The sequence below is a fragment of the Pseudomonas sp. SWI44 genome, from assembly GCF_002947915.1.
GTDB classification, from domain to species: domain Bacteria; phylum Pseudomonadota; class Gammaproteobacteria; order Pseudomonadales; family Pseudomonadaceae; genus Aquipseudomonas; species Aquipseudomonas taiwanensis.
In genome coordinates, this window is the sequence record NZ_CP026674.1 from 304,214 (window position 1) to 330,899 (window position 26,686).

Here is a 26,686-nt window from a genome sequence, read left to right on the forward strand (position 1 = left end):
GCATAAGGAACGGGCGTCCATGGCTATCCTGCATACCCAGATCAACCCGCGCTCGGCGGAGTTCGCCAGCAACAGCGCGGCCATGCTAGAACAGGTCCAAGCCCTGCGCAGCCTGCTCGCCCAGGTCAGCCAGGGCGGAGGGCCGAAAGCTCAGGAACGGCACACCTCGCGGGGCAAGCTGTTGCCACGCGAGCGTATCGACCGCCTGCTCGACACCGGCTCGCCCTTCCTTGAGATCGGTCAGCTGGCGGCCCATGAAGTCTATGGCGAAGACGTGCCCGCGGCGGGCCTGATCGCCGGTATCGGCCGTGTCGAGGGCGTGGAGTGCATGATCGTGGCCAACGACGCCACGGTCAAAGGCGGCTCCTACTACCCGCTGACGGTGAAAAAGCACCTGCGCGCCCAGACCATCGCGTTGCAGAACCGTCTGCCGTGCATCTACCTGGTGGACTCGGGCGGCGCCAACCTGCCGCGCCAGGATGAAGTGTTCCCCGACCGTGAGCATTTCGGCCGCATCTTCTTCAACCAGGCGAACATGAGCGCGTTGGGCATTGCGCAGATCGCCGTGGTGATGGGCTCGTGCACCGCCGGTGGCGCCTACGTGCCAGCCATGGCCGACGAAGCGATCATGGTACGCCAGCAGGCCACCATCTTCCTCGCCGGCCCGCCTCTGGTGAGAGCCGCTACCGGGGAGGTGGTGAGCGCCGAGGACCTGGGTGGTGCCGACGTGCATTGCCGTACCAGCGGCGTGGCCGACCATTATGCCGACAACGACGAACACGCCCTGGCCCTGGCGCGGCGCAGCGTCGCCAACCTCAACTGGCACAAGCTGGGCAAACTGCAGCGCCAAACGCCCATCGCCCCGCTGTATAGCGCCGAGGAGCTGTACGGCGTGGTGCCGGCCGACGCCAAGCAACCGTTCGATGTCCGCGAGGTGATCGCCCGCCTGGTCGACGGCTCGGTGTTCGATGAGTTCAAGGCGCTGTTCGGTACCACCTTGGTGTGCGGTTTCGCCCACCTGCACGGCTATCCGGTCGCGATCCTGGCCAACAACGGCATCCTGTTCGCCGAAGCTGCGCAAAAAGGTGCGCATTTCATCGAACTGGCCTGCCAGCGGGGCATTCCGCTGCTGTTCCTGCAAAACATCACCGGTTTCATGGTCGGCAAGAAGTACGAAGAGGGCGGCATCGCCAAGCATGGCGCCAAGTTGGTGACCGCCGTGGCTTGTGCCCAGGTGCCGAAGTTCACGGTGATCATCGGCGGCAGTTTCGGCGCCGGCAACTATGGCATGTGCGGCCGGGCCTACGACCCGCGCTTCCTGTGGATGTGGCCCAACGCGCGCATCGGTGTGATGGGCGCCGAGCAAGCCGCCGGGGTACTGGCGCAGGTCAAGCGCGAGCAGAGCGAACGCAGTGGCCAGCCCTTCAGCGCCGAAGACGAGGCGCGCCTGAAGCAGCCGATTCTCGACCAGTACGAGCACCAGGGCCACCCCTACTACTCCAGCGCCCGGCTGTGGGACGACGGCGTCATCGACCCGGCGCAGACCCGCGACGTGCTCGGCCTGGCGTTGTCCGCCTCGCTGAACGCCCCGATCGAACAGAGCCGCTTCGGCATATTCCGGATGTGATCCATGAGCGATTTCAGCACCCTCGAAGTGATTCGCGACCCGCGCGGCTTCGCCACCTTGTGGCTGAGCCGAGAGGACAAGAACAACGCCTTCAACGCGCTGATGATCCGCGAGCTGATCGTCGCCCTCGACCAGTTGGCCGAGGACGCGAGCCTGCGCTTTTTGCTGCTGCGCGGCCGTGGCCGGCACTTCAGCGCTGGCGCCGACCTGGCCTGGATGCAGCAATCGGCGCAGCTGGACTTCAACACCAACCTCGACGACGCCCGCGAACTCGGCGAGCTGATGTACGCCTTGCACCGTCTCAAGGCGCCGACCTTGGCCGTGGTGCAAGGCGCGGCCTTTGGTGGCGCACTGGGCCTGATCAGTTGCTGTGACATGGCCATCGGCGCCGAAGACGCTCAGCTGTGCCTCTCGGAAGTGCGCATCGGCCTGGCGCCAGCGGTCATCAGCCCGTTCGTGGTCAAGGCCATCGGCGAACGCGCCGCACGCCGCTATGCCCTGACCGCCGAGCGTTTCAGCGGCGTGCGCGCGCACGAACTGGGCCTGCTTGCGCAGGTGTATCCCGCCGCCGAGCTGGATGCGCAGGTCGAGGCTTGGGTAGCCAATCTATTGCAGAACAGCCCGCAGGCGCTGCGTGTCACCAAGGACCTGCTGCGCGAAGTGGACGACGGCGAACTCAGCCCCGCCCTGCGCCGCTATTGCGAAAACACCATTGCCCGCATCCGCGTCAGCGCAGAAGGCCAGGAAGGCCTGCGCGCCTTCCTGGAAAAACGCCGCCCCGCCTGGCAAAACGACGACAAGAAGGAGCCGCGCCCATGAGCCGCCCCACACTGACCACCCTGCTGGTCGCCAACCGTGGCGAAATCGCCTGCCGGGTAATGCGCACCGCCAAGTCCATGGGACTGACCACCGTCGCCGTGCACAGCGCTACCGATCGTGACGCCCGCCACAGCCGTGAAGCGGACATCCGTGTCGACCTGGGCGGCACCAAGGCCGCCGAAAGCTACCTGGTGATCGACAAGTTGCTGGCCGCCGCCAAGGCCAGCGGCGCCCAGGCCATCCATCCCGGCTATGGCTTCCTGTCCGAAAACGCCACCTTTGCCCGGGCCATCGAACAAGCCGGGCTGATCTTCCTCGGTCCACCGGCGAGTGCCATCGACGCCATGGGCAGCAAGTCGGCGGCCAAGGCACTGATGGAAGCTGCCGGCGTACCCCTGGTGCCCGGCTATCATGGCGAGGCCCAGGACCTGGAAACCTTCCGCGCCGCCGCCGAACGCATCGGCTACCCGGTTCTGCTCAAGGCCAGTGCGGGCGGCGGTGGCAAGGGCATGAAGGTGGTCGAGGGCGAAAGCCAGCTTGCCGACGCCCTGGCCTCGGCCCAGCGTGAAGCGCAATCGTCGTTCGGCGACTCGCGCATGCTCGTGGAAAAGTACGTGCTCAAGCCACGTCATGTGGAAATCCAGGTGTTCGCCGACCAGCACGGCAACTGCCTGTACCTGAACGAGCGTGACTGCTCGATCCAGCGTCGTCACCAGAAGGTCGTCGAGGAAGCCCCGGCGCCAGGCCTTTCCCCGGAACTGCGCCAGGCCATGGGTGAAGCTGCAGTGCGTGCCGCCCAGGCCATCGGCTACGTTGGCGCGGGGACCGTGGAGTTCCTGCTCGATGCCCGTGGCGAGTTCTTCTTCATGGAGATGAACACCCGCCTGCAGGTGGAGCACCCGGTCACCGAAGCCATCACCGGCCTCGACCTGGTGGCCTGGCAGATCCGCGTGGCCTGCGGCGAACCGTTGCCGATCACCCAAGCCGAGGTGCCTCTGATGGGCCATGCCATCGAGGTACGTCTGTACGCCGAGGACCCAGCCAATGAATTCCTACCGGCCACTGGCACCCTGACGCTGTACCGCGAGTCGGCGCCGGGCGAAGGGCGCCGGGTCGATAGCGGCGTCAGCGAGGGCGATGTGGTGTCGCCGTTCTACGACCCGATGCTGAGCAAGCTGATTGCCTGGGGCCAGGACCGCGAACAGGCGCGCCTGCGGTTGCTGGCGATGCTCAACGAGTTCGCCATCGGCGGCCTCAAGACCAACATCAACTTCCTGCGCCGAATTCTCGCCCACCCGGCGTTCGCCGAGGCAGAACTCGATACTGGGTTCATCCCGCGCCATCAAGACGTCTTGCTGCCTGCGCCCCAGGCACTGCCGGCCACCTTCTGGGAAGCAGCGGCCGAAGCCTGGCTGCTGGGCCAGGCACCGCACGAGCGCGCCGACGACGCAGGCTCGCCCTGGCGGGAACACAACGGCCTGCGCCTGGGGTTGCCGGCACGCAGCAGCCTGCACCTGTTGAGCGGCGGGCAAGCTCAGGCCGTCGCCCTCGAACGCAGCGCCGCATCGACCTGGCAGCTCGATGGCGAGCAGTTGTGCCAAGACCACGATGGCATGCGCCGCCGGCATCTGGCCGTGCGCAAAGGCAGCACGCTGTTCCTGCGCTGGGAAGGTGAAGTGCACGCCGTGGAAGCGTTCGACCCGATCGCCGAAGCCGAGGCCAGCCATGGCCATCAAGGCGGCCTGACGGCGCCCATGAACGGCAGTATCGTGCGGGTGCTGGTCGAGTTGGGGCAACGGGTGGAGGCCGGCGCTGCGCTTGTGGTGCTGGAGGCGATGAAGATGGAACACAGCATTCGCGCCCCACACGCCGGGACGGTGAAGGCACTGTTCTGTCAGGAAGGGGATATGGTCAGCGAAGGAACGGCGCTGGTCGAACTGGCTGAGTGATTGGGCTTGGGCAACGGTGTGTGTTGTCTGTTCTGGCCTCATCGTCGGCAAGCCGGCGATGAGGCCACGATCCAGCTAGAAAACCCCGTGCGCCTGCACGACGACGCCCAGAAACTCACACCCCTCCTCGCAAAGGAGCGCCGGATAACTGTTGTTGAGCGCTTTCAGATAGCGTTGCCCGCCCTCCTCGGCCAGCTCCCGCAGAATCGCCGACTTGCCAGGCAACCGTGCAACCACCAGTTTTCCCGGCACAGCCTCAAGCCCTGGGTCAACCAGCACACGCATGCCTTGAGGCACGCTGCGGCCCGTGTTCGTACTCATGGCATCGTTTTCGACCGGCAGCCAGAACGCCTTGCCCTGTGCCAGATAGTCGGTCTGCTCGAACACCGTGGATGATTCGGCCGTGCTTGAGCCGACCTGCTCCCAGCCCAGCACCGGGTAGCGAAAACACACGATGTATTGCATCAGGTCCTGGTCGTCATCGACCTCATCCAAGGTATAGCTACCTGGGTCTTCGCCCACCCGCCCCAGCACCCGCAACTGCATGCTGACGTGATAGTGAGGCATGCCCAGTTCGACGAACACACGGTTCATCGAGTCGACCCTGGGTTGGCGCCGCTTGCATAGCCAATGACCCACGCTACCTTGGGAGACGCCAACGCGTTCGGCCAGTTGCTCCTGGGAGATATCGAGCTCCTCCATCCGCTCACGGACGAGGGCAATCCATTTATCCATATTCATCGCTGGCACGATACGGACTGCCTTCGAGCGCTCAATAAACATTTAGTATTATTTATCAGAAAGCACGAGAATACCCCAAGTATTAAACTCGGGTTGAACCTTTTCCCCATTGGCATTCACAGGTATCAGGATGAAACCCTCGAAAAAAGACGAAACAGATCTCGACAGCGAAGCCGCTCGCCGTGCCCTCGACTATTACCTGAACCCCAACCCAACGCGCCCCACTGCCCAGAACAAGATCTGGACCTTGCACGAAGGCGTTACCGGCGAACAGGCGCAGGAACACGCCATCGCACTGCTACGCTGCGCAGCGGCCACGGCACAGGAAACGGCCCAGCACCAGCAAGGCACCCAGCGGGAGTTGACGTTCGCGTTGATGCACATGATGGACATGGCCAGGGCGCTGCTCGAACACAAACGCTCGGTGCAGACGGGCCTTTAGCACGGATTAGGAAGGGAGAAACGTGATAGCCGCGTCACGGCAAAGGCCCCGGTTGCCGGGACTAGGAGCGCACCGGTAATACTTTTTTTACCGGATAACTGAAAATTCATTTGACTCGCAAATGATAACGATTATTATTGCACTCAGCTGATCGCGAGATCCGCTGGATAACCTGGAGCTTAGGTCGCTCTCAGATTATCTCCTCATCAGGCTAATCACGGTTTTTGACCCGGCTTTTTGCCGGGTCTTTTTTTTGGCTCTTCAGGCTAATGAAGATCGTTGAATGGCGGCGATGATAGCAAAAATGTTTCAGAGCGTGAACGCTCATTACAAAACTTTGCGGAATCAGCACTTGAGAATCAATCTCGTTTCGCTTACTCTGAATCCGCATCATGGAAGATGCCCCCTTCCCACTTGAGCACGGAGCTGTCCATGAGCCGTTCGCTGCTGCCCGTTGAACACAGCCCCCATGCCGTCGCAGGGCCCACTGACGATGCCCTTCTGCATGGCCTCAAGCGGCTTCCACGCCGCGTGCAGCAAGTCTTCCTGCTCAATCGTCTGGACCAGCTCGATTTCCCCTGCATCGCTACCCGCCTTGGCCTGCCGCTGTCCAGCGTCGAGCGGCACATGATCCAGGCGCTGCAATGCGCACGTCCCCGTGGCGATGCCTTGGCACGCCTAGCCGGCCACTGGTACGTGCGCCTGCAGAATCCTCAGGCGAGCGCTTGCGAGCGCATCGACTTCCGCCGCTGGCTCGATGCCGACCCTGCGCATCTGCAAGCTTTCCACGAGACCGAACTGTGCTGGCGAAGTCTGTTGGCACCGGCTCGTGCGCTGGGGCACGACGGGTGGTACCGACAAGGCCGGGCGGCGTTATCGCTGGGTGGCTGTTCGATTGCTGTCGGCCTCGGCATTGCTGCGTTGCTGCTCTTGGGCCTTAGCGCCTGAGCCGCGCATCACGAGCAAGGCCAGCGCCTGCAAGCGCGCGATCATTGCGCCGTGCAGCAAGGCGGTCGCGCGCAAATCGTGCGGGCATGGCTGGCCCGAAACAGAGGTAGGAGCCTTGCTCGCGATGCGCCGCGCGGGCGGCGCTCGATTGACGCCCCTCAAGATCAAGTAAAGATCGCCACAGCCCGAACAAAGCCCGCAGAAGCCCGACGAATCTTGTACGGGAAACAACTGACCAGAAAACCGAACGGCGGCAGCTTTTCAAGATTGGCCAACTTCTCCATCTGCCCATACCCGATGTCGCGCCCAGCCTTGTGCCCCTCCCAGATAATCGAGGCATCGCCCGAAGCGATGAAACGTTCGCGGGTGTACTTGAACGGAGCGTCCCAGCTCCAGGCATCGGTACCGACCACCCTCACCCCCCGCTCCAACAGATAGAGCGTCGCCTCACGGCCCATTCCGACCCCAGCCTCCAGGTAACCGGGCTGGCCGAACAGGCTACCGGCGCGGGTGTTCACCAAGACGATATCCAGCGGCTGCAGTTCATGGCCGATGCGCGCCAACTCTGCCTCGACCTCGGCCGCGCTGACCACGTGACCATCGGGCAAGTGGCGCATGTCCAGTTTCACACCCGGCTGCAGGCACCACTCCAACGGCAGTTCGTCAATGCCGAAGGCCGGCTTGCCACCATCGGTGGTTGACGCGTAATGCCAGGGCGCATCCATGTGCGTCCCGCTATGGGTGGTGATCTGCAGGCGTTCGGCTGCCCAGGATTCGTCGCCCGGCAGGTCTTCCTTGCGTAGTCCGGGAAACATCGCGGCCATCTCCGGCCAGCCCTGCTGGTGGTCCATGTAGTCGATCTTCGGCAGCAGGGGCGGTGGATCGGTGTACGGGTTGTTGTCCAGGGTGACAGACAGGTCCAGCAAACGACGTGCACTGATGCTCATGCAGGGATTCCTTTTCGATGGGTGGCGCGGTTACTGCGGCGCAGCGGGAGGTCGAGGGCATTGCGCAGCAGCGCGGCCACCGACCCGTCGTGGCAGAAACCAAGCTCGCGGGCCTGGGGCGTTCGCAGCGGTGGATAGCTGCCGAACTGCGCTTGCAGTTGGGGGTCCGGGGCGAAGCTGATGCGTGCGCCGTTGGCCTCGCCAAAGCTGGTCGCCAGCCCGGCCAGCACCTGGGCGATGGATAGATGCAACACAGGCAACTGCCAGATGCGCTGGTTGCCGGGTTCTTCCAGTTCGGCAGCACGCAGCAGGTTGTCCACGCAGCAATTGGCCGACATCCACCAGGCACGTGCATCAGGCGAGACCGGGCAGGTGTAGGCGTCACCCGCCGCATAGGCATGTAGAAGGTCGCTCATGAACGCCGAACGCAAACCGTTCGGCTCACGCGGCCTGGCGACGATGCCGGGCAGGCGCAAGGCACGGCCGTCCACCTCGCCACGGCGGGACAGGTCTTGCAAGGCGATTTCGACCATGCGCTTGTGCGCCGCATAGGAAAGCTGCGGGGACGCCGGTTGGCCTTCGTCCATGCGCAGCGGCAGCTCGCCGCCGTATACCGCTACGCTGCTGGCGTACACCAGCACCGGAGGACGACAGCGATTGCGCAGTTGGTTGAGCAGTTCCAGGCTGGCTTGCAGATTCACCTGATAACCCAGCTCGTACTGCGCCTCGGCCGCGCCTCCCGGCACACTGACCAGATGGAACACCACGTCGACACCATCTGCCAGTATCCGGCGCAACAAGGCCGCGTCAGTGATGTTGCCGGTGTGGCAACGCAGGCGCGTGTCCTCGGGCAAGCCATCCAGCACCTGGTCCAGCAGCAGCAATGCCTCGATGCGCTGCCCACGCAACTGCCCCCTGTCCAACAAGCGCCGCACCAGTTGTCGACCGACGAATCCATTGGCGCCGGTGATCATCACGCGCATGGCCCGCCTCCCTGCACCACGCGCTGGTCGATGGCACCGAACAGCACTTCGCCAGAGAGGCCGCGGGCTTCCATGCGCACGCGATCGCCAAAACGCATGAAGGCCGTGCGCGGCGCCCCAGTGGCAATGGTTTCGATGGCGCGGCGCTCGGCGATGCACGCCGAGCCCACACTCCGATCGGCATTGGACACGGTGCCGGAGCCAATCAGCGTGCCGGCACTCAAACGCCGTGTCAGCGCCGCATGGGCGATCAGCTGGTGAAAGCCGAAATGCATGGTGCCCCCATGAGGGTGGCCAAACCACTGGCCATTCCACTCCACCTGCAGCGGCAGGTGCACGCGACCCTCGCGCCACGCATCGCCAAGTTCGTCCGGCGTCACCGCTACCGGTGCGAAGGTGCTGGCAGGCTTGGCCTGCAGAAAGCCAAAACCAGTCTTCATTTCCCTCGGGGCCAGGGCTCGCAGGCTGACGTCATTGAGTTGCAGCACCAGGCGCACATGCTGCAACGCCTGCTCAGCCAGGCAGCCCATGGGGACGTCATCGAGCAACACGGCAAACTCGCCTTCGAAGTCGATGCCGTGGGCTTCGCTGGGCAAAGGTATGTCCGCGCACGGGCCGAGGAAGTCGTCACTGGCGCCCTGGTAGATCAGCGGCGTGTGCTCTACGCCCTCAATGGGGTCCAGGTTGAAGGCCTTCTGCATCAGCTCGCCATGGCTGAGAAAGCAAGAGCCGTCCAACCATTGGCTGGCACGCGGCAGGGGGGCGGCCAGTCGGGTCAGGTCAAGATCGAAGCGCCCCCTGGCCGTGTTGTCGTTGAGCTGCTGATAGCGCTGCTGCAATCGGGCTTCGACCTGGGGCCAGTTCTCCAAGGCAACCTGCAAGTTGGCGGCGATGTCGCTGGCATCAACCGCTTGCCCGAGGTCACGGGCCACCACCAGCAAGCGGCCATCGCGGCTGCCGTCATCGAGTGTGGCAAGCTTCATGGCAACAGCTCCTTGAGGTCGTCGGCATAACGGCCATCGAGCAGGATGAAGACCATCCGTGCCATCTGCTCGGTGCGGTTGCTCCAGGCGTGGTTGGTGCCACGCTGGACCACGATGTCACCGCGCTTGAGGTGGACCTCGCCATCGTCCAGCACCAACCAGACCTCGCCCTCGGTGACGATGCCGTAGTCCAGGGTCTGTGTACGGTGCATCAGCTTGTGTTTCGAATCGGCCTTGCCCGTGCCGGCACCAACCTGGCCGATCTCGGCGAACACAGCCGCCGCCGCTTCAGCGCTGACCCGGTTCTGTACGCTGTCCGGCGGAATGTCCACCACCCGGATCACTCTGCCCAGCCTGCCAGGGCTCAGCTGCAGTGGCTGCGCGGTCGGGTCATCGCCGTTGTCCAGTAGCGCGGGGCTGCCGACACTGTTCCAGACCTCATAGAACAGGGTGCCGGGGACCGCCATGAGCGGGAAGTTGTTTGGCGTCGGGCCGCAACTGGCGATGACCGCCTGGCCCTTGGCATCGTGGCCGGTAACGACACGTTTGAATGCAGGAAGCGATTGCATGTTGTCTCCTTTCAATTGCCGTCGCCGATGGTCGTGCCACCGTCGACAATAAGATTCTGTCCCGTGATGAACGCGCCCCCCGGCGCAGCCAGCAGCAAGGCAAGGGCTGCCACTTCTTCCGGGCGGCCGACCCGCCGCAAGGGGGTGAGCGCCAGGCGCCGCTCCAGTACCTGGGGGTTGTCGGTCAGAGGGCGGGCGAACGCGGTGTGGATGACGCCAGGGCTGATGGCATTGACGCGAATGTTCGCCGGCCCCCACTCCACCGCCAGGTTGCGCGCCAGCTGTGCGAGGCCAGCCTTGGACAGCCCATACAGGCCCAGCCCCTTGTTGCCGCGCACACCGGCGATACTGGCCATGAACACCACGCTGCCGCCGCCGCCCTCGGCCATGGCCGGTAACAGCGCGTTGGTCAGCCACAGCGCGCTGCGCAGGTTGACGGTGAAGGTCAGTTCCCAGTCGGCATCGCTAGCCGCGGCCAATGGCCCCATGTGCGGGGCGACACCGGCATTGCACACCAACGCATCGAGACGCCCGAAGTGATCCAGGCAGCGCCTAGCCAGGCCCTGTACGGCCTCGGCGTCACGCAGATCGGCGACCAGCGCGATGGCCTCGATGCCTTCCAGCGCCAGTTGCGCCACGGCGTGCTCGCAGCCCTCGGCACTCTCGCTGCTGATGGCGACACGCGCACCGGCACGCCCATACTCGCGGGCGATGGCCAGGCCGATGCCGCGGGTAGCGCCAGTGATGAGTGCAGTCTTTCCCGCCAGTGAAAACAGTTCGCTCATCGTGCACCTACCACTGCATCAGGACGTGTGCGGCGCATCATCACCAGGCACACTGGCGCCAATAGCAGTTGCCCGATGGCGATCAGCAACAGCGCGTGGGGCAATTGCGCAACCACACCCGCCGTCAGCGCCAGCACCAGCAGCGGGCTGAGGAACTCGCCGGCGAAGATCGCCGCGGTGAATCCGCCAGTGGCGCGGCCACGCTGCTCGAAGCCGACCTGCTGCATTACCCGGGTGATCAGCGTCGGTAATAGCAGGCCTACACCCAAACCATTGATGAGCACCGCCACGACCACCGGTGCATGACTGCTGGCCAACGCCATCAGGCCACCACCGACCCCGGCGGTGGCAAAACCCAATGCCAGCAGGCGGCAAGGGGCCAGGCGCGCCAGCAGCCGGAAAGCCAGTGCGCCGGCCAACACGCCCAGTTGGTTGGCACCCATGGTCAAGCCGACGTGTTGCGGCGCATCGACATGCAGCAGTTGCAGCACGTAACCGGCCTGTACCGGGACGATGAACAGGCTGACGCCAGCCAGCCCCGTGAGCAGGTACAAAGGCGCCAAGGCTGCCCAGGGGAAACGCGATTGCGCCTTCTGCTCGCATGCGCTGCGACAGGTGCCGGGCTCCCACAGCGCGACGGCCATCAGCGGCAGGCACAGTACACCCACGGCGTAAAGCGCGAAGGGGGAACGCCAGTCGCTTTCGCCCAGCGCACCGCCCACGCCCATGAACAACGCCGCCGACAACGACGTCACCACCATCTGCAGGGCGAACAGCCGGGCTCGGCGCTGGCCGTCGAAGTAATCACCCATCAACGTCGTGCAGCAGGTCATGATCCCCGCTTCGGCCACGCCGATACCGGCGCGGCTGACGACGATCAGGGCCAATGAGTCCAGCCATAGCGGCAACAGTCCGCACAGGCTGTACAGCAGCATGCTCGCCAGCAACAGTGGTCGACGCCCGACACGGTCGGCGAGCACCCCGGCCAGCGGCGCCAGCAAGGCAATCACCAGCGCCGGCAGCGTCAACGCCACGGGCACCAGCACGGCGACTCCCGGAGTCTGGGCAAAATGCTCATGCATGCGCGGCAGGACCGGCGCTATGAGCACAGCACCCAGCACCGGCAGGCAACTGCCGAACAGCAGCAGCGCGCCCTGGATGCGTCCGGCGATACGTTCAGCGGCCATGGCTCATCTCCTCCAGTGGACGAAAGCCTGCGCTGGGTTCCAGCGCCCCTGCCCCTTCCTCGCGCTGCGTGGGCTGGGATACATGGGCCGATGCTTTGGGGTGCTGTTCGGCACTGGCCTGGCGGTGGGGCAAGAGGAAGTAAGCCAGTGCGGGCAAAAGGATCAGCGCGCCGACCATGTTCCAGACGAACATGAAGGCCAGCAGCACGCCCATGTCAGCCTGGAACTTGATCGGCGAGAAGATCCAGGTACCGACGCCGATGGCCAGGGTGATTCCGGTAAGCATCACCACCTTTCCAGTGAACAGCAGTGCGCGGTAATAGGCCTGGGACAGGCTCGCCCCTTCACGCAGCTGGCCCAGCACGATGCTCATCACGTACAGCGCGTAGTCCACGCCGATGCCGACACCCAGCGCGATCACCGGCAGGGTCGCGACCTTCACGCCTATACCGAGCGCGACCATCAGCGCTTCGCAGAGGATCGAGGTCAGCACCAGTGGCAATACCGCGCAGAGTACCGCTCGCCACGAGCGGAAGGTCGCCAGGCAGAGCAGGATCACAGCGCCGTACACCCACCACAGCATGTCGCGATTGGCCTGTTTCACCACCTGGTTGGTGGCAGCCTCGATACCCGCACTGCCAGCAGCCATCAGGAAGCTCGCCTGCTCGCTGTCGTTGGCCTGGGCGAAGCCCTGGACGCTGTCCACCACCTGCGCCAAGGTGTCGGCCTTGTGGTCGGTGAGGTAGGCGTAGAGCGTCAGCAGGCTGCAGTCGTCGTTGTATAACCCGCGCGGGGCATTGGCGGTGACCATGTTCAGGGTCGCCTGGTTGTTGACCAGGTCGTACCACTTCGGACTGCCCTCGGAAAGGCCGACCAGCACCCGGCGATTTAGCAGTGCCAGCGAGTTGGTCGAATCCACCCCCTGCAGGCCTCGCAGTTGCCAGTCCAGGTCATCCACCCGCTTGAGAGTGTCATAGGCCGAACAACCGCCGGGAGCGGTGCGCACCATCACGGCGAACACATCGCTGCTGGCGCCGTAATGCTTGGTGACGAAGGCATTGTCGCGGTTGTAGCGCGAATCGGCGCGCAACTCAGGCGCCCCCGCGTCGAGGTCGCCAACCTTCAGGTGCAGGCTGACGGCATACCCACCAGCGGCCATCAACGCCGCCACGGCGATGCAGGCACCAGCCCAGCGACGCTGGGTGAACAGGTCAAGAAAACGCCACAACGCCTGCTTGCGCGCCCCACTCGCCTGCGCTTCTTCGGCGCGCAGGCTACGCCGCGCGGCTCGGGCACTGACTCCCACGTACGAGAGCAATACCGGCAGCAGAATCAGGTTGGTGAAGATCAGCACCGCCACGCCCAGGCTGGCGATCACCGCAAGGTCCTGGATCACCTGGATCTGGATGATCATCAGCACAGCGAAACCCACCGCATCGCACAACAGCGCGGTCAACCCAGCCAGGAACAGGCGGCGGAAGGTAAAGCGCGCCGCCACCAGGCGATGCATGCCGCGTCCGATGTCCTGCATGATGCCGTTCATCTTCTGCGCGCCGTGGCTCATGCCGATGGCGAACACCAGGAACGGTACCAGCACCGAGTAAGGGTCGAGCGCGTAGCCCAGCAGCGGCAGCAGGCCGAGCTGCCAGATCACTGCCACCAACGAGCACACCACCACCAGTGCCGTGCTACGCACACAGCGGGTATACCCGTAGAGCACCACGGCGGTAATGGCGATTGCCACGGCGAAGAACAGCAGGATCTGCCGCAGGCCGTCGATCAGGTCGCCCACCACTTTGGCAAACCCGGTGATGTGGATCTGCACGCCCTGTGCCTGGAAGCGCTCGCGGAGGGTCTCAAGCTCGTGGGCGAACGCTGTGTAGTCCAGCGACTGACCGTCTGGGGTCTTCTCCAGAAGCGGCACGTAGATGATGCTCGATCGCTGGTCGAAGGCCACCAACTGGCCGATCTCGTTGGAGCGCTCGACGTTGCGCTTGAGCGCCTCCAGGCTCGCGGCGGCGCCATCGTAGCCATCGGGAATCACCGGACCGCCCTCCAGACCTTCCTCAGTCACTCCGGTCCAGCGGGTGGAAGGGGTCCACAGGGATTTCATCGCGGCGCGGTCGACGCCCGGCAGCAGGTATACCGCGTCGTTGAGCTGCTGCAGGTTGTCCAGGTAATGCTTGTCGTAGATGCTGCCGTGCGGGTTGGCCACGGCGATGCGAACGGCGTTGCCCAGCCCGGCCAGTTCCTGGCGGTGCTCCAGGTAGTTGTGAATGAATGGGTGATCCTGCGGGATCATTTTCTCGAAACTGGCGTTGAGGGTCAGGCGCGAGGCCTGCCAGCCGAGCAGCAGGGTTGCCGCCAGGCACAACAGCAGCACCCAGGCGCGATGGTTGAACAGCGCGCGCTCTAGCAGCGAGCCGGACGTGCTGTCGAAGTCATCGAGACGGCCGCTGGACGGCGCAGGTGAATTCATCGCGTGCATGGTTCAGTCCGCCGTGGTGGAAACGTTGGAAGCCGCCAGACGGCGGGTACCCGCCATTCCGACGGCGACGATGGCACCGTCTGCCGCGAGGGTGGCGGCGGTCAGCGGCAAGCCGTCGGAGACCGGCACAGGCTGCGCGGCGAAGGTGTCGATGCCGCTGCGCAGGAGCATGCCAGCCTGGTTGGCGAGCAAGAGCTGGTCACCGACGACGCGTATGCTGTTGAGCGAGGCGGGAATCGGGTTGGCCAGCGCCACGAAACTGTCTGCGCCGTCATCGGAGGCGAACAACGAGCCGCGCAATCCTCCGACCAGCAGTCGCCCGCTTGGCAGAATGGCGGCCGCGAAGTAGCTGCCATCGTAAGGGCCTTGCAGCGGTTCGAAGTGGGAACCGCTGTCGCGCGAACGCAACAGCAGGCCCTGCTCACCGGCGATGTACAGGTCGCTGCCCTGGCGCGCCAGGGCATACAGGTGCAAGCCACGTCGATTCGGCAAACGCCCCATGGCGGACTGCCAGGTCCGCCCACCATCGACAGTGCTCATGGCCAACCCGTAGGCTCCCACAGCAAGGCCGTGGCGTGCATCGGCGAAGCTCAGCGCCAGCAGCGGCTTGTCGGCGCCATCGGCGAGCAGCCGTTGCGCGGCGGCCACGCGCTGCTCGTCCGCGGATGCTTGGGCCGCTTGCAACTCCAGCGTCGCGGCGCGCTTGCCGTCAAGCTGCAAGGTCCAGTGCTCACCGCCGTCGGCGCTGTGCAACACCACCCCAGCGTGACCGACCACCCAACCGTGACGTTCATCGATGAACTGCACGGCGGTGAGGCTGACACTCACCGGTACGCTCATGGCCTGACGCCAGGTGGCGCCGTTGTCATCGCTGAGCAACACCACACCACGCTCGCCCACCGCCACCAGGCGCATACCAACCCGCGCCACGTCCTGCAGCACCGCACGCAGGGCTTGTGGCCCATGCACCGCGGGCTGCGAGAGTACATCCACGCCACTTCCGGCGAACGCCGGAGGCAGCCAGCAACAGGCGGCCAGCAGCCAGCTGTAGAGCATCTTGTTCATCGCACGCAACCTTTTGTTCTTGTAGTGGGTACAGCCCAGGCGCAGAGCCTGTTCAGCGCACGCCCTCACCGGCCATGGCGTCGGCGGTGAACACCGAGTCCTTGTAGGGCGGCACGATGCGGTACTGCTCGCTCTTGCCGGCGAACAGGTCACCTGCGAACCAGGCACCGGAGAGCAGGTCGTAGAAGCCATTGGTGAGCGTCACCACGCCAGGCAGGTCGGGTAGCACCACGGGTGACGTCCAGACCACCTTGGCCAACTGGTTTCGGGCGTCATAGCGCTCGCCCAGTACCGCGGCCCAGGTGTCTTCGTCGAGGTAGTAGGTACTGCGCGGCATCACGTGACGCTGGCCGTTCTTGAGGGTCGCCTGCACTTCCCACACGCGGTGCAGTTCCCAGCGGATGGCATCTGGGGCCAGGTGATGCGGGTCGAGCAGCGCCTCGGCGCTGGCAGCGGTAAAGACCTTATTGGCGTTGTAGGGGATGTACATTTCCTTCTTGCCCACCAGCTTCCAGTCGAAGCGGTCGAGGCGCCCGTTGAACACGTACAGCTCATCGAAACTCATCACACCGGCGGTGGCCGGGGTTGGCGTGTCGCAGCAGGCGTTGGGCAGGCGACGCACGCGGCGCTGGCCCGGCAGGTAGGTCCAGACAGCCGCTTTGTCGGCGTTAAGGTTCTCCAAGCCGGTGATGGCCTCACCGGCGCGCAGGGGTGGGCCATCGTTGGTCATGCGGATCGACCAGAACACGCCCTTGTCGCCACTGCCGCCCGGCAGGTACCAGGGCATCTGCAGGTCGGCGCGCGAGTCGTTGGTCAGCACATGCTTGCCGTCGGCGGTGGTCAGGTACTGCTTGAAGCTGGCATGCCACGACGCACCACGCCAACGCAGCAGGTGATTCCACATGGCTTGCACACCGTCGGCGGGGATCGGGAACGGAATACCTCCGGCCGCCCCTGTCGGCATCGGTCCGGCAGGGCCGTCCACAAGCGTGCCGCTGGTGGCATTGGCGAAGGTGGCGTCGTACACCGATTGTGGTGCGGCAGCGCTACGGTGGGTCGGGTAGACGTCCAGCCGGTAGCTGTCCGGGTACTTCTTGAGCATCGCCTGGATGCCTGGGGTCAGCTTGTCGGCATATTGCGCCATGTTCTGTGCAGTGATGGTCAATAGCGGTTTTTCACGGGCGAATGGATCGCCGCGCTTGCCGCCTTCCTTGTAGCCGGGGTCGGCCTGGGTATAACCGCCGGTCCAGGCCGGGATGCTGCCGTCGGCGTTACCGGCGCGCTCGCCGCCCAGCGGCGTCAAGGTGGTCTTGAGCGTGGCGGCCTGCTCGGCGGATACCGCGGCACAAGCGCCATGGGCGAACAGCAGCGAGACACTCAGGGCAGTGAACAGGGAAACGACTTTCTTGTTGTGTTTCATCGTGAAGTCCTCGGTCAGAAGGTGCGGCTGACGGTGAAGGCGATGAAGTCGCGGTCTTTGAGCGACTGTTCGAAGGTGTAATGGTTGTCGGCATCGAGGAAGGTGTTTTCCGGGCCGTAGTAGTGCGTGTAGGTCAGACCCAGGTTCCAGGTATTGAGGTAGTTGCCCTTCAGGCCGATGTTCAGGTCGCCGCCGTGGTCAGCGCCAAAACCGGTGCCCAGCGCCATGGATGCACCGTTGGTGTAGCTCGCTCCGATCGGCACCGAGAGGTCGAGGCCGGGGAAGATCTGCCGGTACATCGGCTCGAATACCAGGCGCAGGCTGGTGGCATCGCGGTCGGCATTGGGGTCGACGGCATCGGCGTTCTTGCTCACGCTCATCACCCGGTTCCAGGCGATTTCGCCAAGGAAACTGGACTCGGCAGCGATGAAGTTCGGCTCCAGGCTGGCCAGCCACGAGAAGTTGGCGTGCAGAGTGCGACCGGTGGCGTAGACCGGGTTGTCGTCGTTGTCGATGACCTCCCCCGCCGCCAATGCATGCTGGTTGGTGGAAGCCAACGGCTGGTTCCAGCGCGTAGACAACTCACCTGCGAGGTTGAAGTTGCCCAGCGTGGTGGAGAAGCTGGCGCCAAGCGCCTCGATGCCTTCTGGATACACCCAGTAGAACTCGCCCGCCTTGCCGCTGACCGGGTCGAGGTTGGCGAAGTTCGGACGCACGTTCAGTTGCGGCGACTTGTCATGGAAGCGAATGGCGTAGACGCCCCAATCGACGGTCTCGGTCCGCCAGCGCAGCTGCACCCCGCCCTGCCCCGAATCCTTGGCTTCCTTGTCGTTGCCACGGAAGAATGCCAGCGGCTGGCCGCCGGGAAACACCGGCGCCCCGACGAACATGCGTTCACCGCCATCACCGAAGAAGTCGTCGGTGGAGAAGTAGCTGCCAGCCGCAGGCAGACGGTTGGCTTCCCACTCGAACTGGTAGTAAGCCCCAACGGATACATCCGGTGTCAGTTGCAACTGGCCGGAGATCTGCTGCACGGGTCGAATCAGCTCCTTGAACTGGGTGTTGGGCACCGACAGTCCCTTGACTACGTCCACCGGCGCCATGCCACCGGCAATGCCGTTCATCCCATAGAACAGGCTCTCGCCCCATTGCATGGCGTATTGGCCAAGGCGCCCGGATACCGGCATGTCGCCAATCTCGGTCTTGCCGAAGATGAAGGCGTCAAGCAACTCGCCCTTGCGTCCATGCAACGTGCGGGTGTCGTCGGTGAAGGCGTCGTAGTCGACCGAATAGCTGTTGGCGCGGTTGGGGTCGTTGTTGTCGGTGCCTTGGTTGTAGACATCGTCGTACCAGGCCGCGCCGCTGACCCGTGCACCGACGTTGTCGTAGGTGATGTCCAGCTCCGACAGCAGATCGAGGCGGTTGGAGATCAGGCCTTTGTCGAAGTTGCGGTCGCCGTCATCCAGGTTCAGCGCAGTCTGGCCCTCGGTGAGTTTGCCGCTGGCATCCTGGGTGCGCCAGGCGGCGCTGTATTTGAGCGTGTTGTCCCAGCGCACCCGCAGATCGGGGTTACCGGTCTCGAACTCGAAGGCCTGGGCCTGGCTGGTGGCCAGCGCCAGAAGCGCCAGGCCGATGGGTTTCAGCGCCGGCAGGGGCCGTGGGGTCGCACCTTTGCGAGTCAACATCGGGGTTTCCTCTTTATTGTTCTTGTCGGTCGGTGTTGGCGGAGAATCCGGTGCGCCAGCACGGGGGCGCACCGATTGCAAGGCGTCAGATCGGTCGTGCGGTGACATCCAGCATGTGCTTGACCAGGCCGATGCGGTCGAAGGAGGCGTCACCCTGGATCTCTTTCTCGCCGGCCAGCAGGGACTTCTCGCTGATGAACTTGCAGCGCTCGAAACGTCGGCCCATGAAGCGCTGCAACTGGGCGTCGAGACTGCTGCCTGCGGTGAGCTCCTCAGCCAGCACCACGGCATCCTCGATGGCCATTCCCGCACCCTGCCCCAGATGCGGCGTGGTGGCATGGGCGGCGTCGCCGATCAGCAACACGCGACCGCGATACCAGGGCTGGTCGACGAACACGGCTTCCAGCGGCTTGTACACGACCTCGCGACTGTCGCCGATTTGCTCGCGCAGTTCACCGATCAGCCCGCCGAATCCGACCAGGCGCTGGCGCAGGCCATCGGCCAGGGTGGCCGGCTCCATCCAGGGGTTGCCCGGCTCATGGGAGGTGGTGAACAGGTACATCAGGTCATCGGCCAGGGGCACCAGGCCGGCATTGCCTGACGGCCCCTGGTAGTTGGCCAGGTGGTCGATACCGGCAGCCCGCGGGAAGTTGTAACGCCACACCGACTGCCCGGTAAAACGTGGTTGGTACTGGTCACCGAACAACAGCCCGCGAATCTTCGAGTACAGCCCGTCGGCACCCACAACCAGCCCATAACGCCCCTGGCTACCATCGGTGAACAGCACGTCCACCCCTCCGCGATCCTGTTCGAAACTCTCCACCGAGGTACCCAGGCGCACCTCGGTGCCGAGTTCGATGGCGGTTTCGCTCAAGACCTTGTGCAGAGCGCGGCGGGAGATGCCGACATTGGCCGGGTACTGGGGGCCGGCCAGTCGCTGCCCGGGAATGCGCGCCAGCTGTTGGCCCTGGGCGGTATAGATGGCCACGTCTTCGAACGCGTAGGCGGCATCGAGATAGGCCTCGAGCAGGCCCAGGCGATGCATCTCACGCACGACATTACTTTGCTGAATGATGCCGACGCCATAGACGGTCCACTCGGTCTTGAGCTCGACCAGGTCGACCGCAATGCCCTTGCGACGCAGGGCAATGGCGGCGCACAACCCGCCAATCCCGCCGCCGACGACCAGCACTTTGTTCACAGTATTCATGGCATGTCTCACGTCTTGTTCTTGTTGTCCGCCCCGTCATGGGTGGCGGTCGTTTCCTGTGCCTGGGCACAGCTTCACGGCAGCGCCGGGCTTTGACCAATCGAGTCCTGGGATGCGACCTATCGCGCAGCGCGATAGATCAGTGGCCCAACTGCTCCAGCGGCACTAGCAGCCATCCGCCCGCCTCGTGGTGTTGCAGCACGTGCAAGGCCTCGCCGCGGCAAGGGCCGTGGACACAGGTACCGTCGTCGGGCCTGAAGCGCGCACCGTGCGCGTAACACACCACCCACTGGCCATCGGCACTGAGGAAACGGTCCTTGCGGTACTCCAGAGGTCCCCGCAGGTGCGGACACAGGTTGCGATACACCCGGACCTGCCCCCGGTAGCGAAGGGCGAACAGCGTGTCTTCGCCCTTGCCCTTGGGGTCGAAACCGCGGGCCTGGCCTTCAACCAGCTCTTCGAGCCGACACAGCGCCATACGGCCCATGGCTCAGGCCTTTTTCGGGGGTGGGCCGCCGGGGGCCCATTTCTCCCGCGAGGTGAACAGGAACAACTGCGAGTTGTCCGCGGACATCGGCGCCTGGCGCGCCGCCCAGGCGTCGTCATGCTTGTCCATATCGGCGTCGTATTCGATGTGGCACCCCAACGGGCTGTTGAAATACCAGAACCAGTTGGAGCCGAGCAGGTGCCGGCCTGGGCCCCAGAAACTGGTCCAACCGTTCTGCTGGAAGCGCGTGCCGGCCAGCAACACTTCGGTGCCGCTGCCCATGTGGAAGGTAAAGTGCTCGCAGCCTTGCATGTGCGGCGGTGTCTGGATCATGAACAGGCAATGGTGATCATCCATGCCCGCGCTACGCATGAACGGGCCGACGCCGGTAAAGCTATCGGTGGTGACGAAGCCCAGGCGGTCGCGGTAAAACGCTTCGCCCTTGGCCGCATCTGGGACGAAGTACACCACGTGGGACAGCGTGCGCGGCAGCGCAGGCATGTCCGGGGTGATGCCGAGCTGGTTGAGCGGACGCTGCGGGGTGCTGCCCGGGGCGTTGGTCAGGTCCGCTGGCGCCTCGAAGGTACGCCGGCAGGTCACTTGGAAAGCGATGGCGAACCCCAGGTCATCGAAGGTATGCAGCGCGCCGCTGGCGTCGCGGCGCACTTCCCGGTCGCGGCCCAGTTCGTCGGCGATCGCTTCGAGGTCGGCCGGCTCGGCCACGCCATAGACCGTCTCGCGCAGCGATGGGGTCGGCCCCAAGGCCGGCGGCAAGCTTTCGTCATCGCCGCGACGGATGACGATCGCGGTCCCGTCCAGCGCTTCAAAACGGCCGCCGTCGGCGTCCAGGTGGACGGTGTCAAGGCCATAGTCACGCAGGCAAGCGGCACAGGCCTGGATATCGTCGACGCCGAACACCAGCGCGTCGAGACCAAGAATGTTCATGGCTACCACTCCATTGAAATTGTTATTAGGCGAGGCAGAGCTGCCGTCAGTGGGTCGTGGACGGCGCATCGGCCGCTCGACTGGAGCGCAGGTTGCGCGGCGCTGGGGTGGCATGACCAATCGCGAGTCAGGATGCGAGGCATCAGCAATCGCGATACCTGCGCGCAGGCCCATGGCGCCTGGCGTTGGCTCGGTCAAAGGCGGCTGGCGCTTGACGTATCGGCAATGCAGCGAGAAGGTATCGCGAAAATAACTACAAGAGCCGAGAGCTATCACCATGCGCTTTCACCACCTGGATCTGAACCTGCTGGTTGCCTTGGACGTCCTGCTCGAAGAGCAGAACATCACCCGCGCCGCCGAACGCCTGCACATGACCCAGTCGGCCACCAGCGGCGTGCTGGGGCGCTTGCGAACCTTTTTCGAGGACGAACTGTTGGTGCAGGTCGGCCGCAAGATGCAGCCCACGCCCTACGCCCTGGAACTGGCCAAGCCGGTGCGCGAGGTGCTGCTTACCATTCGATCCTCGATCACCGCCAAGCCCGTGTTCGAACCGGCGAGCAGCAAGCGTCACTTTCGCCTGGTGAGCTCGGACTACCTGATCAGCGTGCTGTTCGCCCAGGTCATCCAGAAGCTTCACCGGGTGGCGCCGCACATCACCTTCGAAATGATCAGCCCCGGCGACAACAGCGCCGAGCTACTGATGCGCGGTGAGGTGGACATGATGATCGTGCCCGAGCGCTACCTCATCGATGGCCATCCAGCCCAACTGCTGTTCGAGGAGGACCACGTCTGCGTCGTCTGGCGCGATAACCCGGAGGTTGGCGAGCAACTGACGCTGGAGCAGTACATGCAAATGGGCCACATCTCGGTAGGCTTCGGCCGCAACCGGCACCTGAGCATCGAGGACTGGTTCATGAACCAGTACGGCTTCAACCGCCGCCTGGAAGTGATCACCAACGACTTCAACACCCTGCCCCAACTGCTGGTGGGCACCTCGCGGATCGCTACGATGCACCGCCGCCTGGCCGAGCTGTACGCCGGTTACCTGCCCCTACGCATCCTGCCGCCACCGGTGAGGATCCCGGTGATGCGAGAGTTCATGCTGTGGCACCGCAGCATGGACGGCGACCCCATGCACCGCTGGCTGCGAGAGCGGATCTGTGACTTCATCCAGAGCGCCGAGCGGCAGCCACAAGCCCTGCGCGCCACCGCCTGATCCGTAACCATCGCCCCGGCTAGCGCAACGCAGCCGGGGCATCGCGTTTGGCGATACCTTGCATCCCCGATCACGATTGGCCTCGGCCTGTCTTGTCTGCGTAACGTGCTGTCGAACCGCGCCCTGCGTGCCTGCCGCAATAGGGGCGCCGGACTCAACGACCGCAGAAGGACAACAACAATGTTCCGTTACTTCCCCACCAATTACGTCTGGAACCTTTCGGTGGACCTGGCCATCGAGATGGGCGCCCGCATGGGCGAAATCGAGGTGATGTGCGCCCCGCTGCAAGAAGCCGCCAAGCAACCCGACGCCGCCGGTACCCAGGCCTTCCGGGAAACCTGGTCGAGCATGGCCGACAAACTCTGCGCCCTGGCCGAGGAAGACGAAGCCGCCGGCCGGCGCCTGTCCGCTGGCGAGAAGTACAACCGCGCCGCGACCTACTACCTTACCTGCGAACGCCTGCAGGCCCACGCCGCTCCAGGGCGCGCGGCGCTGTACCAGCGCTTTCTGGAGACCTTCGCCCGCGGCATCGACCTGTCCCGGGAAAACTGCGAACGGGTCCAGATCCCCTACGAAGGCAAGCACCTGAGTGGTTTGCTGGTTCGCGCAGAAGGCGTCAGTGGCCCGGCACCACTGCTGGTGCAGGTCAATGGCCTGGACTCGACCAAGGAGATGAAATACCGCGTCGGCCTACCCACCTGGCTGGCCAAGCGCGGCGTGTCGTCGTTGATCATCGACCAGCCCGGCACCGGCGAAGCGCTGCGTCTGCACGGCCTGACTGCACGCTACGACAGTGAGCACTGGGCCAGCCGAGTCATGGACTGGCTGGAAACCCGCGACGATGTCGACGCCAAGCGCATCGGTATGGAAGGTGTGTCCTTGGGCGGCTACTACTGCCCCCGCGCGGTGGCCTTCGAGCCGCGCTTCGCCTGCGGGGTGGTATGGGGTGCCAACCATGACTGGCGCGACGTGCAGAAGCGCCGACTGGAGAAAGAGGGTGACTTCCCGGTGCCGCATTACTGGGCGCATGTGCGTTGGGTCTGGGGTGCCAAGGACATGGACGATTTCATGCGCATCGCCGAGAACGTGCACCTGGATGGCGTGCTCGATCGCATCCGCGTTCCGTTTCTGGTCACCCACGGCGAGCAGGACTCGCAGATCCCGCTCAAATGGGCGCACCGCACCTACGAGCAACTGGTCAATAGCCCGAAACGCGAACTGAAGATCTTCACCGCGCGCGAAGGTGGCGTGCAGCACTCAAGTTTCGACAACAGCATCAATGCCGGGCACTACATCGCCGATTGGGTCGCGCAGACGCTCGGCGGGCGCACTGCTTGAGGCTTTTCGTGGTGTTAGGCGCTGCGTTTTGATGCTGGTTGAAAACGTGGGGGCATAAAAAAATCCAGTCACCGTTAAGTGACTGGATTTTTTAGGGATTTTTGGTCGGGACGGAGTGATTCGAACACTCGACCCCTTGCACCCATGCGTGTAGCAGGCCATAAACCCTGTAAACGTTGGATTAACCTCGGCTCTCGCTGCAATCGACTGCTCATGGGTGTCTGCAAGCGTTTCCAAGCATCACGCAAATTTCACGCAGAACACTGCTGCACATCTCCGGCGTTCTGCCGCCCCTTCTCCCCTGTCAGATTGAAACCCCGCCAGGCCCTTCATGCTCGAGCGCCCACAGCCGAGCAGCCTCGGCAAATTCCAGCCATAATCGGCCGAGGGATCGACTCACCTGTCGACATAGTGATGCGCCCCAAATAGCATGCCTTAGTCCAATATTCCCGAGCTGGTAAAAATGATCTCAGATCCTGGCACACCAACTCTAGACCAGCTGAAAGTTCTCCTGACGGTCGTAGAGGTGGGAAGCTTCGCCGGTGCTGCAAGGAAACTGCATCGTGCAACGTCAGTGGTGAGCTATTCCATTTCCAATCTCGAGATGCAGCTCGGCGTATCACTTTTTGACCGCAAGACGACACGTAAACCACAGCTGACAGAGGCTGGACGCACAGTGTTGGCCGAAGCCCGAACGATCATCAACGGAGTCAATGGGCTACGATCGAAGGTGTCTGGACTGTTGCACGGTCTCGAAGCAGAGGTGCATCTTGCTCTGGATGTAATGCTGCCAGCGGAGCGGGTGGTCGATGCGCTTAGGACTTTTAGACAGGTGTTTCCAACTGTGGCCTTGCATCTACATATGGAAGCGCTCGGTGCGGTCACGCAACTAGTACTTGAGAAAAAAGCCGGCATTGGGATCAGTGGCCCCCTGGACACGGGGTGGGATGGCCTTGAGCGTGTCGGCGTAGGCAGTGTTGAATTAGTACCCGTTGCAGCCCAGGCGCACCCACTTGCCCTCGCCGGCCGCAACGAGCCTGGTGCGGCAAGAAATCACGTCCAATTGGTGTTGTCAGATCGCTCAACGCTTACCGGGGACAGAGATTTTGCCGTAGTGAGCCCCCGCACCTGGCGGCTCGCAGACTTAGGCGCAAAACACATGCTACTCAAGGAAGGCATTGGCTGGGGCAACATGCCCTTACCTATGGTCCAAGCGGACCTCAATGCGGGACATCTTATCCATCTCGATCTTCCTGATTGCAAAGGCGGCTCTTACGCGTTTGACGCTATCTACCGGACTGATTCGCCGCCTGGGCCGGCTGGGCTATGGCTCATCAAACGCTTTGGCCAGCAAGCCGAAGCTCTCTAGACTTGTCGAATAAGTCGTATAAACCGTTCGATATTCTTCTGGTTTTTTGCCAGCCAGGCCCCTGTTAGGCTGTTGCTCATAGACCAGACACGCGCGCTTCGGTGCCTGGGCCTCAATAATCGCAAGACTCCGGTACTACAAAGGTGAACCTATGTGTTCAGCAGCCGAGCTTCTTCAACACCATTTCGAAATGTTTGTTGATGACCATGAAAAGTGGAAATCCCTAATCGCTCCAGACATCGTCTGGGAGCTGCCCTTCGCCCCGAGTCTCGGTCACCCGGAGAAGCTGGTCGGCCGCGAGCAAGTGCTCAATCACGTCGGATGGTTTGTCGGAGCGGTGGAGTCGTTTCGATTCCACAATCTACGTATTCAGCAATTCGCTGATCCACTATCTGCCGTCGCGCAAGTCAAGGCACAGGGGATCATCACTGAGACGGGTAAAACCTACTCACAAGATTATGTCCTGTTCGTTAGCGTTCGTGAGGGTAAGCTGACACATATTCGTGAGTACTTCGATCCTGTCCAGGCGGCTTACGCCTTGGACTCCGCCGTGGTGATGCCGGGCTAGCGGCGCTGCCGAGTGCACGAAAGAAGCAAAACTCCGACAGGCAAAGCAAGGTCGCCAAGGAGTCGAATGTCAAAAAGAGAGAAATTGGCACCGTCGAAAGCGACAACCAATTCCTGACTTGGAGACATCAAAATGACTGACTTCATCCCAACCCCAAACGAAGTGGCAGGCAAAGTGGTGCTGGTAACCGGCGCGGCTAGCGGCATCGGGAAGGCCATCGCCGAGCTCCTTCACAGCCGTGGAGCGAAAGTCATTGCCGAGGATATCGACCCGAAAGTCAACGCACTTGAACGTCCCGGCCTGGTTCCTTTCGTCGCCGATATCACCGTTGACGGTTCTGCCGAGCAAGCGGTGGCGTTGGCGGTAGAGAAGTTTGGCAAGCTGGACGTCCTGGTCAATAACGCCGGTCGCATCCTATACAAGCCCCTCGTCGAAATGACCCGTGAAGATTGGGAATGGCAGATGCAAACCAACGTGACGGGGGCGTTTCTTCATTCCCGAGAGGCGATGAAGGAGATGATGAAGAACAAGAGCGGCGCGATCGTGAACATCGCCTCGTACGCGTCCTACTTCGCATTTCCAGGTATCGCGGCCTACACCGCGTCCAAAGGCGCCTTAGCACAGTTGACTCGTACCCAGGCGCTGGAAGCGATTGAGCATGGCATTCGGGTCAATGCCATTGGCGTGGGAGATGTGGTTACCAACCTGTTGAACCACTTTATGGAAGACGGTCGTGGGTTCCTGCAAGAGCATGGCAAGTCCGCGCCGATCGGTCGAGCTGCAGCACCGGAAGAGATCGCCGAGATTGTCTCTTTCCTGGCTTCCGAGCGCGCCAGTTTCATTGTCGGTTCGGTGGTCATGGCCGATGGCGGCATGAGCGTCCCGGTAGGTTAATCCTTCGCCTTGTCCGCGTTG

Annotated in this window: 24 protein-coding genes; 10 read left to right on the plus strand and 14 right to left on the minus strand. The window is 63.5% G+C overall.

Annotation, left to right across the window (positions count from 1 at the left end; all coding sequences use genetic code 11):
- Positions 1 to 19: 19 nt before the first annotated feature.
- Genes C4Q26_RS01345 through C4Q26_RS01355 form a run of 3 tightly spaced genes read left to right on the plus strand, consistent with a single transcriptional unit; the run spans position 20 to position 4,395 of the window.
- Positions 20 to 1,627, plus strand: a complete 1,608-nt coding sequence (locus C4Q26_RS01345; protein WP_023379985.1) for a carboxyl transferase domain-containing protein — start codon at positions 20 to 22, stop codon at positions 1,625 to 1,627.
- 3 nt (positions 1,628 to 1,630) lie between these two features.
- On the plus strand, positions 1,631 to 2,446 hold the full coding sequence (locus C4Q26_RS01350; protein ID WP_023379984.1) for a gamma-carboxygeranoyl-CoA hydratase: 816 nt from the start codon (positions 1,631 to 1,633) through the stop codon (positions 2,444 to 2,446).
- Positions 2,443 to 4,395, plus strand: a complete 1,953-nt coding sequence (locus C4Q26_RS01355; RefSeq protein WP_104882589.1) for an acetyl/propionyl/methylcrotonyl-CoA carboxylase subunit alpha — start codon at positions 2,443 to 2,445, stop codon at positions 4,393 to 4,395. Before C4Q26_RS01350 ends, C4Q26_RS01355 begins: the two co-directional genes overlap by 4 nt.
- A gap of 75 nt (positions 4,396 to 4,470) precedes the next feature.
- Here C4Q26_RS01355 and C4Q26_RS01360 read toward each other — a convergent pair whose 3' ends face one another.
- Positions 4,471 to 5,178, minus strand: coding sequence for a LexA family transcriptional regulator (locus C4Q26_RS01360; RefSeq protein ID WP_104882590.1), 708 nt, complete (start codon positions 5,176 to 5,178; stop codon positions 4,471 to 4,473).
- Between the two features lie 88 nt (positions 5,179 to 5,266).
- Here C4Q26_RS01360 and C4Q26_RS01365 point away from each other — a divergent pair, with 88 nt between their 5' ends.
- Positions 5,267 to 5,578, plus strand: a complete 312-nt coding sequence (locus C4Q26_RS01365) for a DUF6124 family protein (protein ID WP_023379981.1) — start codon at positions 5,267 to 5,269, stop codon at positions 5,576 to 5,578.
- Positions 5,579 to 6,010: 432 nt separating this feature from the next.
- On the plus strand, positions 6,011 to 6,526 hold the full coding sequence (locus tag C4Q26_RS01370) for a DUF4880 domain-containing protein (protein ID WP_023379980.1): 516 nt from the start codon (positions 6,011 to 6,013) through the stop codon (positions 6,524 to 6,526).
- A gap of 164 nt (positions 6,527 to 6,690) precedes the next feature.
- Here C4Q26_RS01370 and C4Q26_RS01375 read toward each other — a convergent pair whose 3' ends face one another.
- The 13 genes from C4Q26_RS01375 to C4Q26_RS01435 all read right to left on the minus strand — a co-directional run bounded on the left by C4Q26_RS01375 (position 6,691) and on the right by C4Q26_RS01435 (position 21,280).
- Positions 6,691 to 7,473: a cyclase family protein gene (locus C4Q26_RS01375; protein WP_023379979.1), complete on the minus strand. Its 783-nt coding sequence runs from the start codon at positions 7,471 to 7,473 to the stop codon at positions 6,691 to 6,693.
- On the minus strand, positions 7,470 to 8,456 hold the full coding sequence (locus C4Q26_RS01380) for an NAD-dependent epimerase/dehydratase family protein (protein ID WP_104882591.1): 987 nt from the start codon (positions 8,454 to 8,456) through the stop codon (positions 7,470 to 7,472). The genes C4Q26_RS01375 and C4Q26_RS01380 overlap by 4 nt, the downstream gene beginning before the upstream one ends.
- A complete protein-coding gene (locus tag C4Q26_RS01385; RefSeq protein ID WP_104881934.1) occupies positions 8,447 to 9,439 on the minus strand; it encodes a fumarylacetoacetate hydrolase family protein in 993 nt (330 codons plus the stop codon). Before C4Q26_RS01385 ends, C4Q26_RS01380 begins: the two co-directional genes overlap by 10 nt.
- A complete protein-coding gene (locus tag C4Q26_RS01390) occupies positions 9,436 to 10,008 on the minus strand; it encodes a cupin domain-containing protein (protein ID WP_104882592.1) in 573 nt (190 codons plus the stop codon). Before C4Q26_RS01390 ends, C4Q26_RS01385 begins: the two co-directional genes overlap by 4 nt.
- An 11-nt stretch (positions 10,009 to 10,019) precedes the next feature.
- Positions 10,020 to 10,793: an SDR family NAD(P)-dependent oxidoreductase gene (locus C4Q26_RS01395; RefSeq protein ID WP_027907044.1), complete on the minus strand. Its 774-nt coding sequence runs from the start codon at positions 10,791 to 10,793 to the stop codon at positions 10,020 to 10,022.
- Positions 10,790 to 11,980, minus strand: coding sequence for an MFS transporter (locus C4Q26_RS01400; RefSeq protein ID WP_104882593.1), 1,191 nt, complete (start codon positions 11,978 to 11,980; stop codon positions 10,790 to 10,792). The genes C4Q26_RS01395 and C4Q26_RS01400 overlap by 4 nt, the downstream gene beginning before the upstream one ends.
- Entirely contained in the window at positions 11,970 to 14,468 is a 2,499-nt protein-coding gene (locus tag C4Q26_RS01405; protein ID WP_104882594.1) for an RND family transporter, read from the minus strand. Before C4Q26_RS01405 ends, C4Q26_RS01400 begins: the two co-directional genes overlap by 11 nt.
- Positions 14,469 to 14,471: 3 nt before the next feature.
- Positions 14,472 to 15,533: a YCF48-related protein gene (locus C4Q26_RS01410; protein ID WP_023379970.1), complete on the minus strand. Its 1,062-nt coding sequence runs from the start codon at positions 15,531 to 15,533 to the stop codon at positions 14,472 to 14,474.
- Between the two features lie 52 nt (positions 15,534 to 15,585).
- The gene (locus C4Q26_RS01415) at positions 15,586 to 16,953 is read right to left on the minus strand and encodes a DUF1329 domain-containing protein (RefSeq protein WP_023379969.1); all 1,368 of its coding nucleotides are present in this window, start codon (positions 16,951 to 16,953) and stop codon (positions 15,586 to 15,588) included.
- 14 nt (positions 16,954 to 16,967) lie between these two features.
- A complete protein-coding gene (locus C4Q26_RS01420) occupies positions 16,968 to 18,638 on the minus strand; it encodes a DUF1302 domain-containing protein (protein ID WP_023379968.1) in 1,671 nt (556 codons plus the stop codon).
- Between the two features lie 85 nt (positions 18,639 to 18,723).
- Positions 18,724 to 19,848, minus strand: a complete 1,125-nt coding sequence (locus tag C4Q26_RS01425) for an FAD-dependent oxidoreductase (protein WP_104882595.1) — start codon at positions 19,846 to 19,848, stop codon at positions 18,724 to 18,726.
- A gap of 139 nt (positions 19,849 to 19,987) precedes the next feature.
- Positions 19,988 to 20,335 carry a Rieske 2Fe-2S domain-containing protein gene (locus C4Q26_RS01430; protein WP_023379966.1) on the minus strand — a complete coding sequence of 116 codons (348 nt, stop codon included), beginning with the start codon at positions 20,333 to 20,335 and terminating at the stop codon, positions 19,988 to 19,990.
- 3 nt (positions 20,336 to 20,338) lie between these two features.
- A complete protein-coding gene (locus tag C4Q26_RS01435; RefSeq protein WP_027907049.1) occupies positions 20,339 to 21,280 on the minus strand; it encodes a VOC family protein in 942 nt (313 codons plus the stop codon).
- 277 nt (positions 21,281 to 21,557) lie between these two features.
- Between C4Q26_RS01435 and C4Q26_RS01440 the strand changes: the two genes are divergently transcribed.
- The 5 genes from C4Q26_RS01440 (at position 21,558) to C4Q26_RS01460 (ending at position 26,665) form a co-directional block, all read left to right on the plus strand.
- On the plus strand, positions 21,558 to 22,496 hold the full coding sequence (locus C4Q26_RS01440) for a LysR family transcriptional regulator (protein WP_023379962.1): 939 nt from the start codon (positions 21,558 to 21,560) through the stop codon (positions 22,494 to 22,496).
- Between the two features lie 180 nt (positions 22,497 to 22,676).
- On the plus strand, positions 22,677 to 23,834 hold the full coding sequence (locus C4Q26_RS01445; RefSeq protein ID WP_027907050.1) for a S9 family peptidase: 1,158 nt from the start codon (positions 22,677 to 22,679) through the stop codon (positions 23,832 to 23,834).
- Between the two features lie 463 nt (positions 23,835 to 24,297).
- The gene (locus C4Q26_RS01450; protein WP_104882596.1) at positions 24,298 to 25,203 is read left to right on the plus strand and encodes a LysR family transcriptional regulator; all 906 of its coding nucleotides are present in this window, start codon (positions 24,298 to 24,300) and stop codon (positions 25,201 to 25,203) included.
- A gap of 151 nt (positions 25,204 to 25,354) precedes the next feature.
- The gene (locus C4Q26_RS01455) at positions 25,355 to 25,771 is read left to right on the plus strand and encodes a nuclear transport factor 2 family protein (RefSeq protein WP_104881939.1); all 417 of its coding nucleotides are present in this window, start codon (positions 25,355 to 25,357) and stop codon (positions 25,769 to 25,771) included.
- Between the two features lie 132 nt (positions 25,772 to 25,903).
- Positions 25,904 to 26,665: an SDR family NAD(P)-dependent oxidoreductase gene (locus C4Q26_RS01460; protein WP_027609281.1), complete on the plus strand. Its 762-nt coding sequence runs from the start codon at positions 25,904 to 25,906 to the stop codon at positions 26,663 to 26,665.
- The last annotated feature ends 21 nt before the right edge of the window (positions 26,666 to 26,686 follow it).

What these genes read in the sequence shown, in the direction of transcription:
- C4Q26_RS01395 (WP_027907044.1), bottom strand. Translation starts at nt 10,793, where the DNA reads ATGAGCGAACTGTTTTCACTGGCGGGAAAGACTGCACTCATCACTGGC.
- C4Q26_RS01435 (WP_027907049.1), bottom strand. Translation starts at nt 21,280, where the DNA reads ATGAACATTCTTGGTCTCGACGCGCTGGTGTTCGGCGTCGACGATATC.
- C4Q26_RS01365 (WP_023379981.1), top strand. Translation starts at nt 5,267, where the DNA reads ATGAAACCCTCGAAAAAAGACGAAACAGATCTCGACAGCGAAGCCGCT.
- C4Q26_RS01370 (WP_023379980.1), top strand. Translation starts at nt 6,011, where the DNA reads ATGAGCCGTTCGCTGCTGCCCGTTGAACACAGCCCCCATGCCGTCGCA.
- C4Q26_RS01420 (WP_023379968.1), bottom strand. Translation starts at nt 18,638, where the DNA reads ATGTTGACTCGCAAAGGTGCGACCCCACGGCCCCTGCCGGCGCTGAAA.
- C4Q26_RS01440 (WP_023379962.1), top strand. Translation starts at nt 21,558, where the DNA reads ATGCGCTTTCACCACCTGGATCTGAACCTGCTGGTTGCCTTGGACGTC.
- C4Q26_RS01375 (WP_023379979.1), bottom strand. Translation starts at nt 7,473, where the DNA reads ATGAGCATCAGTGCACGTCGTTTGCTGGACCTGTCTGTCACCCTGGAC.
- C4Q26_RS01360 (WP_104882590.1), bottom strand. Translation starts at nt 5,178, where the DNA reads ATGTTTATTGAGCGCTCGAAGGCAGTCCGTATCGTGCCAGCGATGAAT.
- C4Q26_RS01345 (WP_023379985.1), top strand. Translation starts at nt 20, where the DNA reads ATGGCTATCCTGCATACCCAGATCAACCCGCGCTCGGCGGAGTTCGCC.
- C4Q26_RS01380 (WP_104882591.1), bottom strand. Translation starts at nt 8,456, where the DNA reads ATGCGCGTGATGATCACCGGCGCCAATGGATTCGTCGGTCGACAACTG.
- C4Q26_RS01430 (WP_023379966.1), bottom strand. Translation starts at nt 20,335, where the DNA reads ATGGGCCGTATGGCGCTGTGTCGGCTCGAAGAGCTGGTTGAAGGCCAG.
- C4Q26_RS01385 (WP_104881934.1), bottom strand. Translation starts at nt 9,439, where the DNA reads ATGAAGCTTGCCACACTCGATGACGGCAGCCGCGATGGCCGCTTGCTG.
- C4Q26_RS01415 (WP_023379969.1), bottom strand. Translation starts at nt 16,953, where the DNA reads ATGAAACACAACAAGAAAGTCGTTTCCCTGTTCACTGCCCTGAGTGTC.
- C4Q26_RS01460 (WP_027609281.1), top strand. Translation starts at nt 25,904, where the DNA reads ATGACTGACTTCATCCCAACCCCAAACGAAGTGGCAGGCAAAGTGGTG.
- C4Q26_RS01355 (WP_104882589.1), top strand. Translation starts at nt 2,443, where the DNA reads ATGAGCCGCCCCACACTGACCACCCTGCTGGTCGCCAACCGTGGCGAA.
- C4Q26_RS01410 (WP_023379970.1), bottom strand. Translation starts at nt 15,533, where the DNA reads ATGAACAAGATGCTCTACAGCTGGCTGCTGGCCGCCTGTTGCTGGCTG.
- C4Q26_RS01425 (WP_104882595.1), bottom strand. Translation starts at nt 19,848, where the DNA reads ATGAATACTGTGAACAAAGTGCTGGTCGTCGGCGGCGGGATTGGCGGG.
- C4Q26_RS01405 (WP_104882594.1), bottom strand. Translation starts at nt 14,468, where the DNA reads ATGCACGCGATGAATTCACCTGCGCCGTCCAGCGGCCGTCTCGATGAC.
- C4Q26_RS01350 (WP_023379984.1), top strand. Translation starts at nt 1,631, where the DNA reads ATGAGCGATTTCAGCACCCTCGAAGTGATTCGCGACCCGCGCGGCTTC.
- C4Q26_RS01450 (WP_104882596.1), top strand. Translation starts at nt 24,298, where the DNA reads ATGATCTCAGATCCTGGCACACCAACTCTAGACCAGCTGAAAGTTCTC.
- C4Q26_RS01390 (WP_104882592.1), bottom strand. Translation starts at nt 10,008, where the DNA reads ATGCAATCGCTTCCTGCATTCAAACGTGTCGTTACCGGCCACGATGCC.
- C4Q26_RS01400 (WP_104882593.1), bottom strand. Translation starts at nt 11,980, where the DNA reads ATGGCCGCTGAACGTATCGCCGGACGCATCCAGGGCGCGCTGCTGCTG.
- C4Q26_RS01455 (WP_104881939.1), top strand. Translation starts at nt 25,355, where the DNA reads ATGTGTTCAGCAGCCGAGCTTCTTCAACACCATTTCGAAATGTTTGTT.
- C4Q26_RS01445 (WP_027907050.1), top strand. Translation starts at nt 22,677, where the DNA reads ATGTTCCGTTACTTCCCCACCAATTACGTCTGGAACCTTTCGGTGGAC.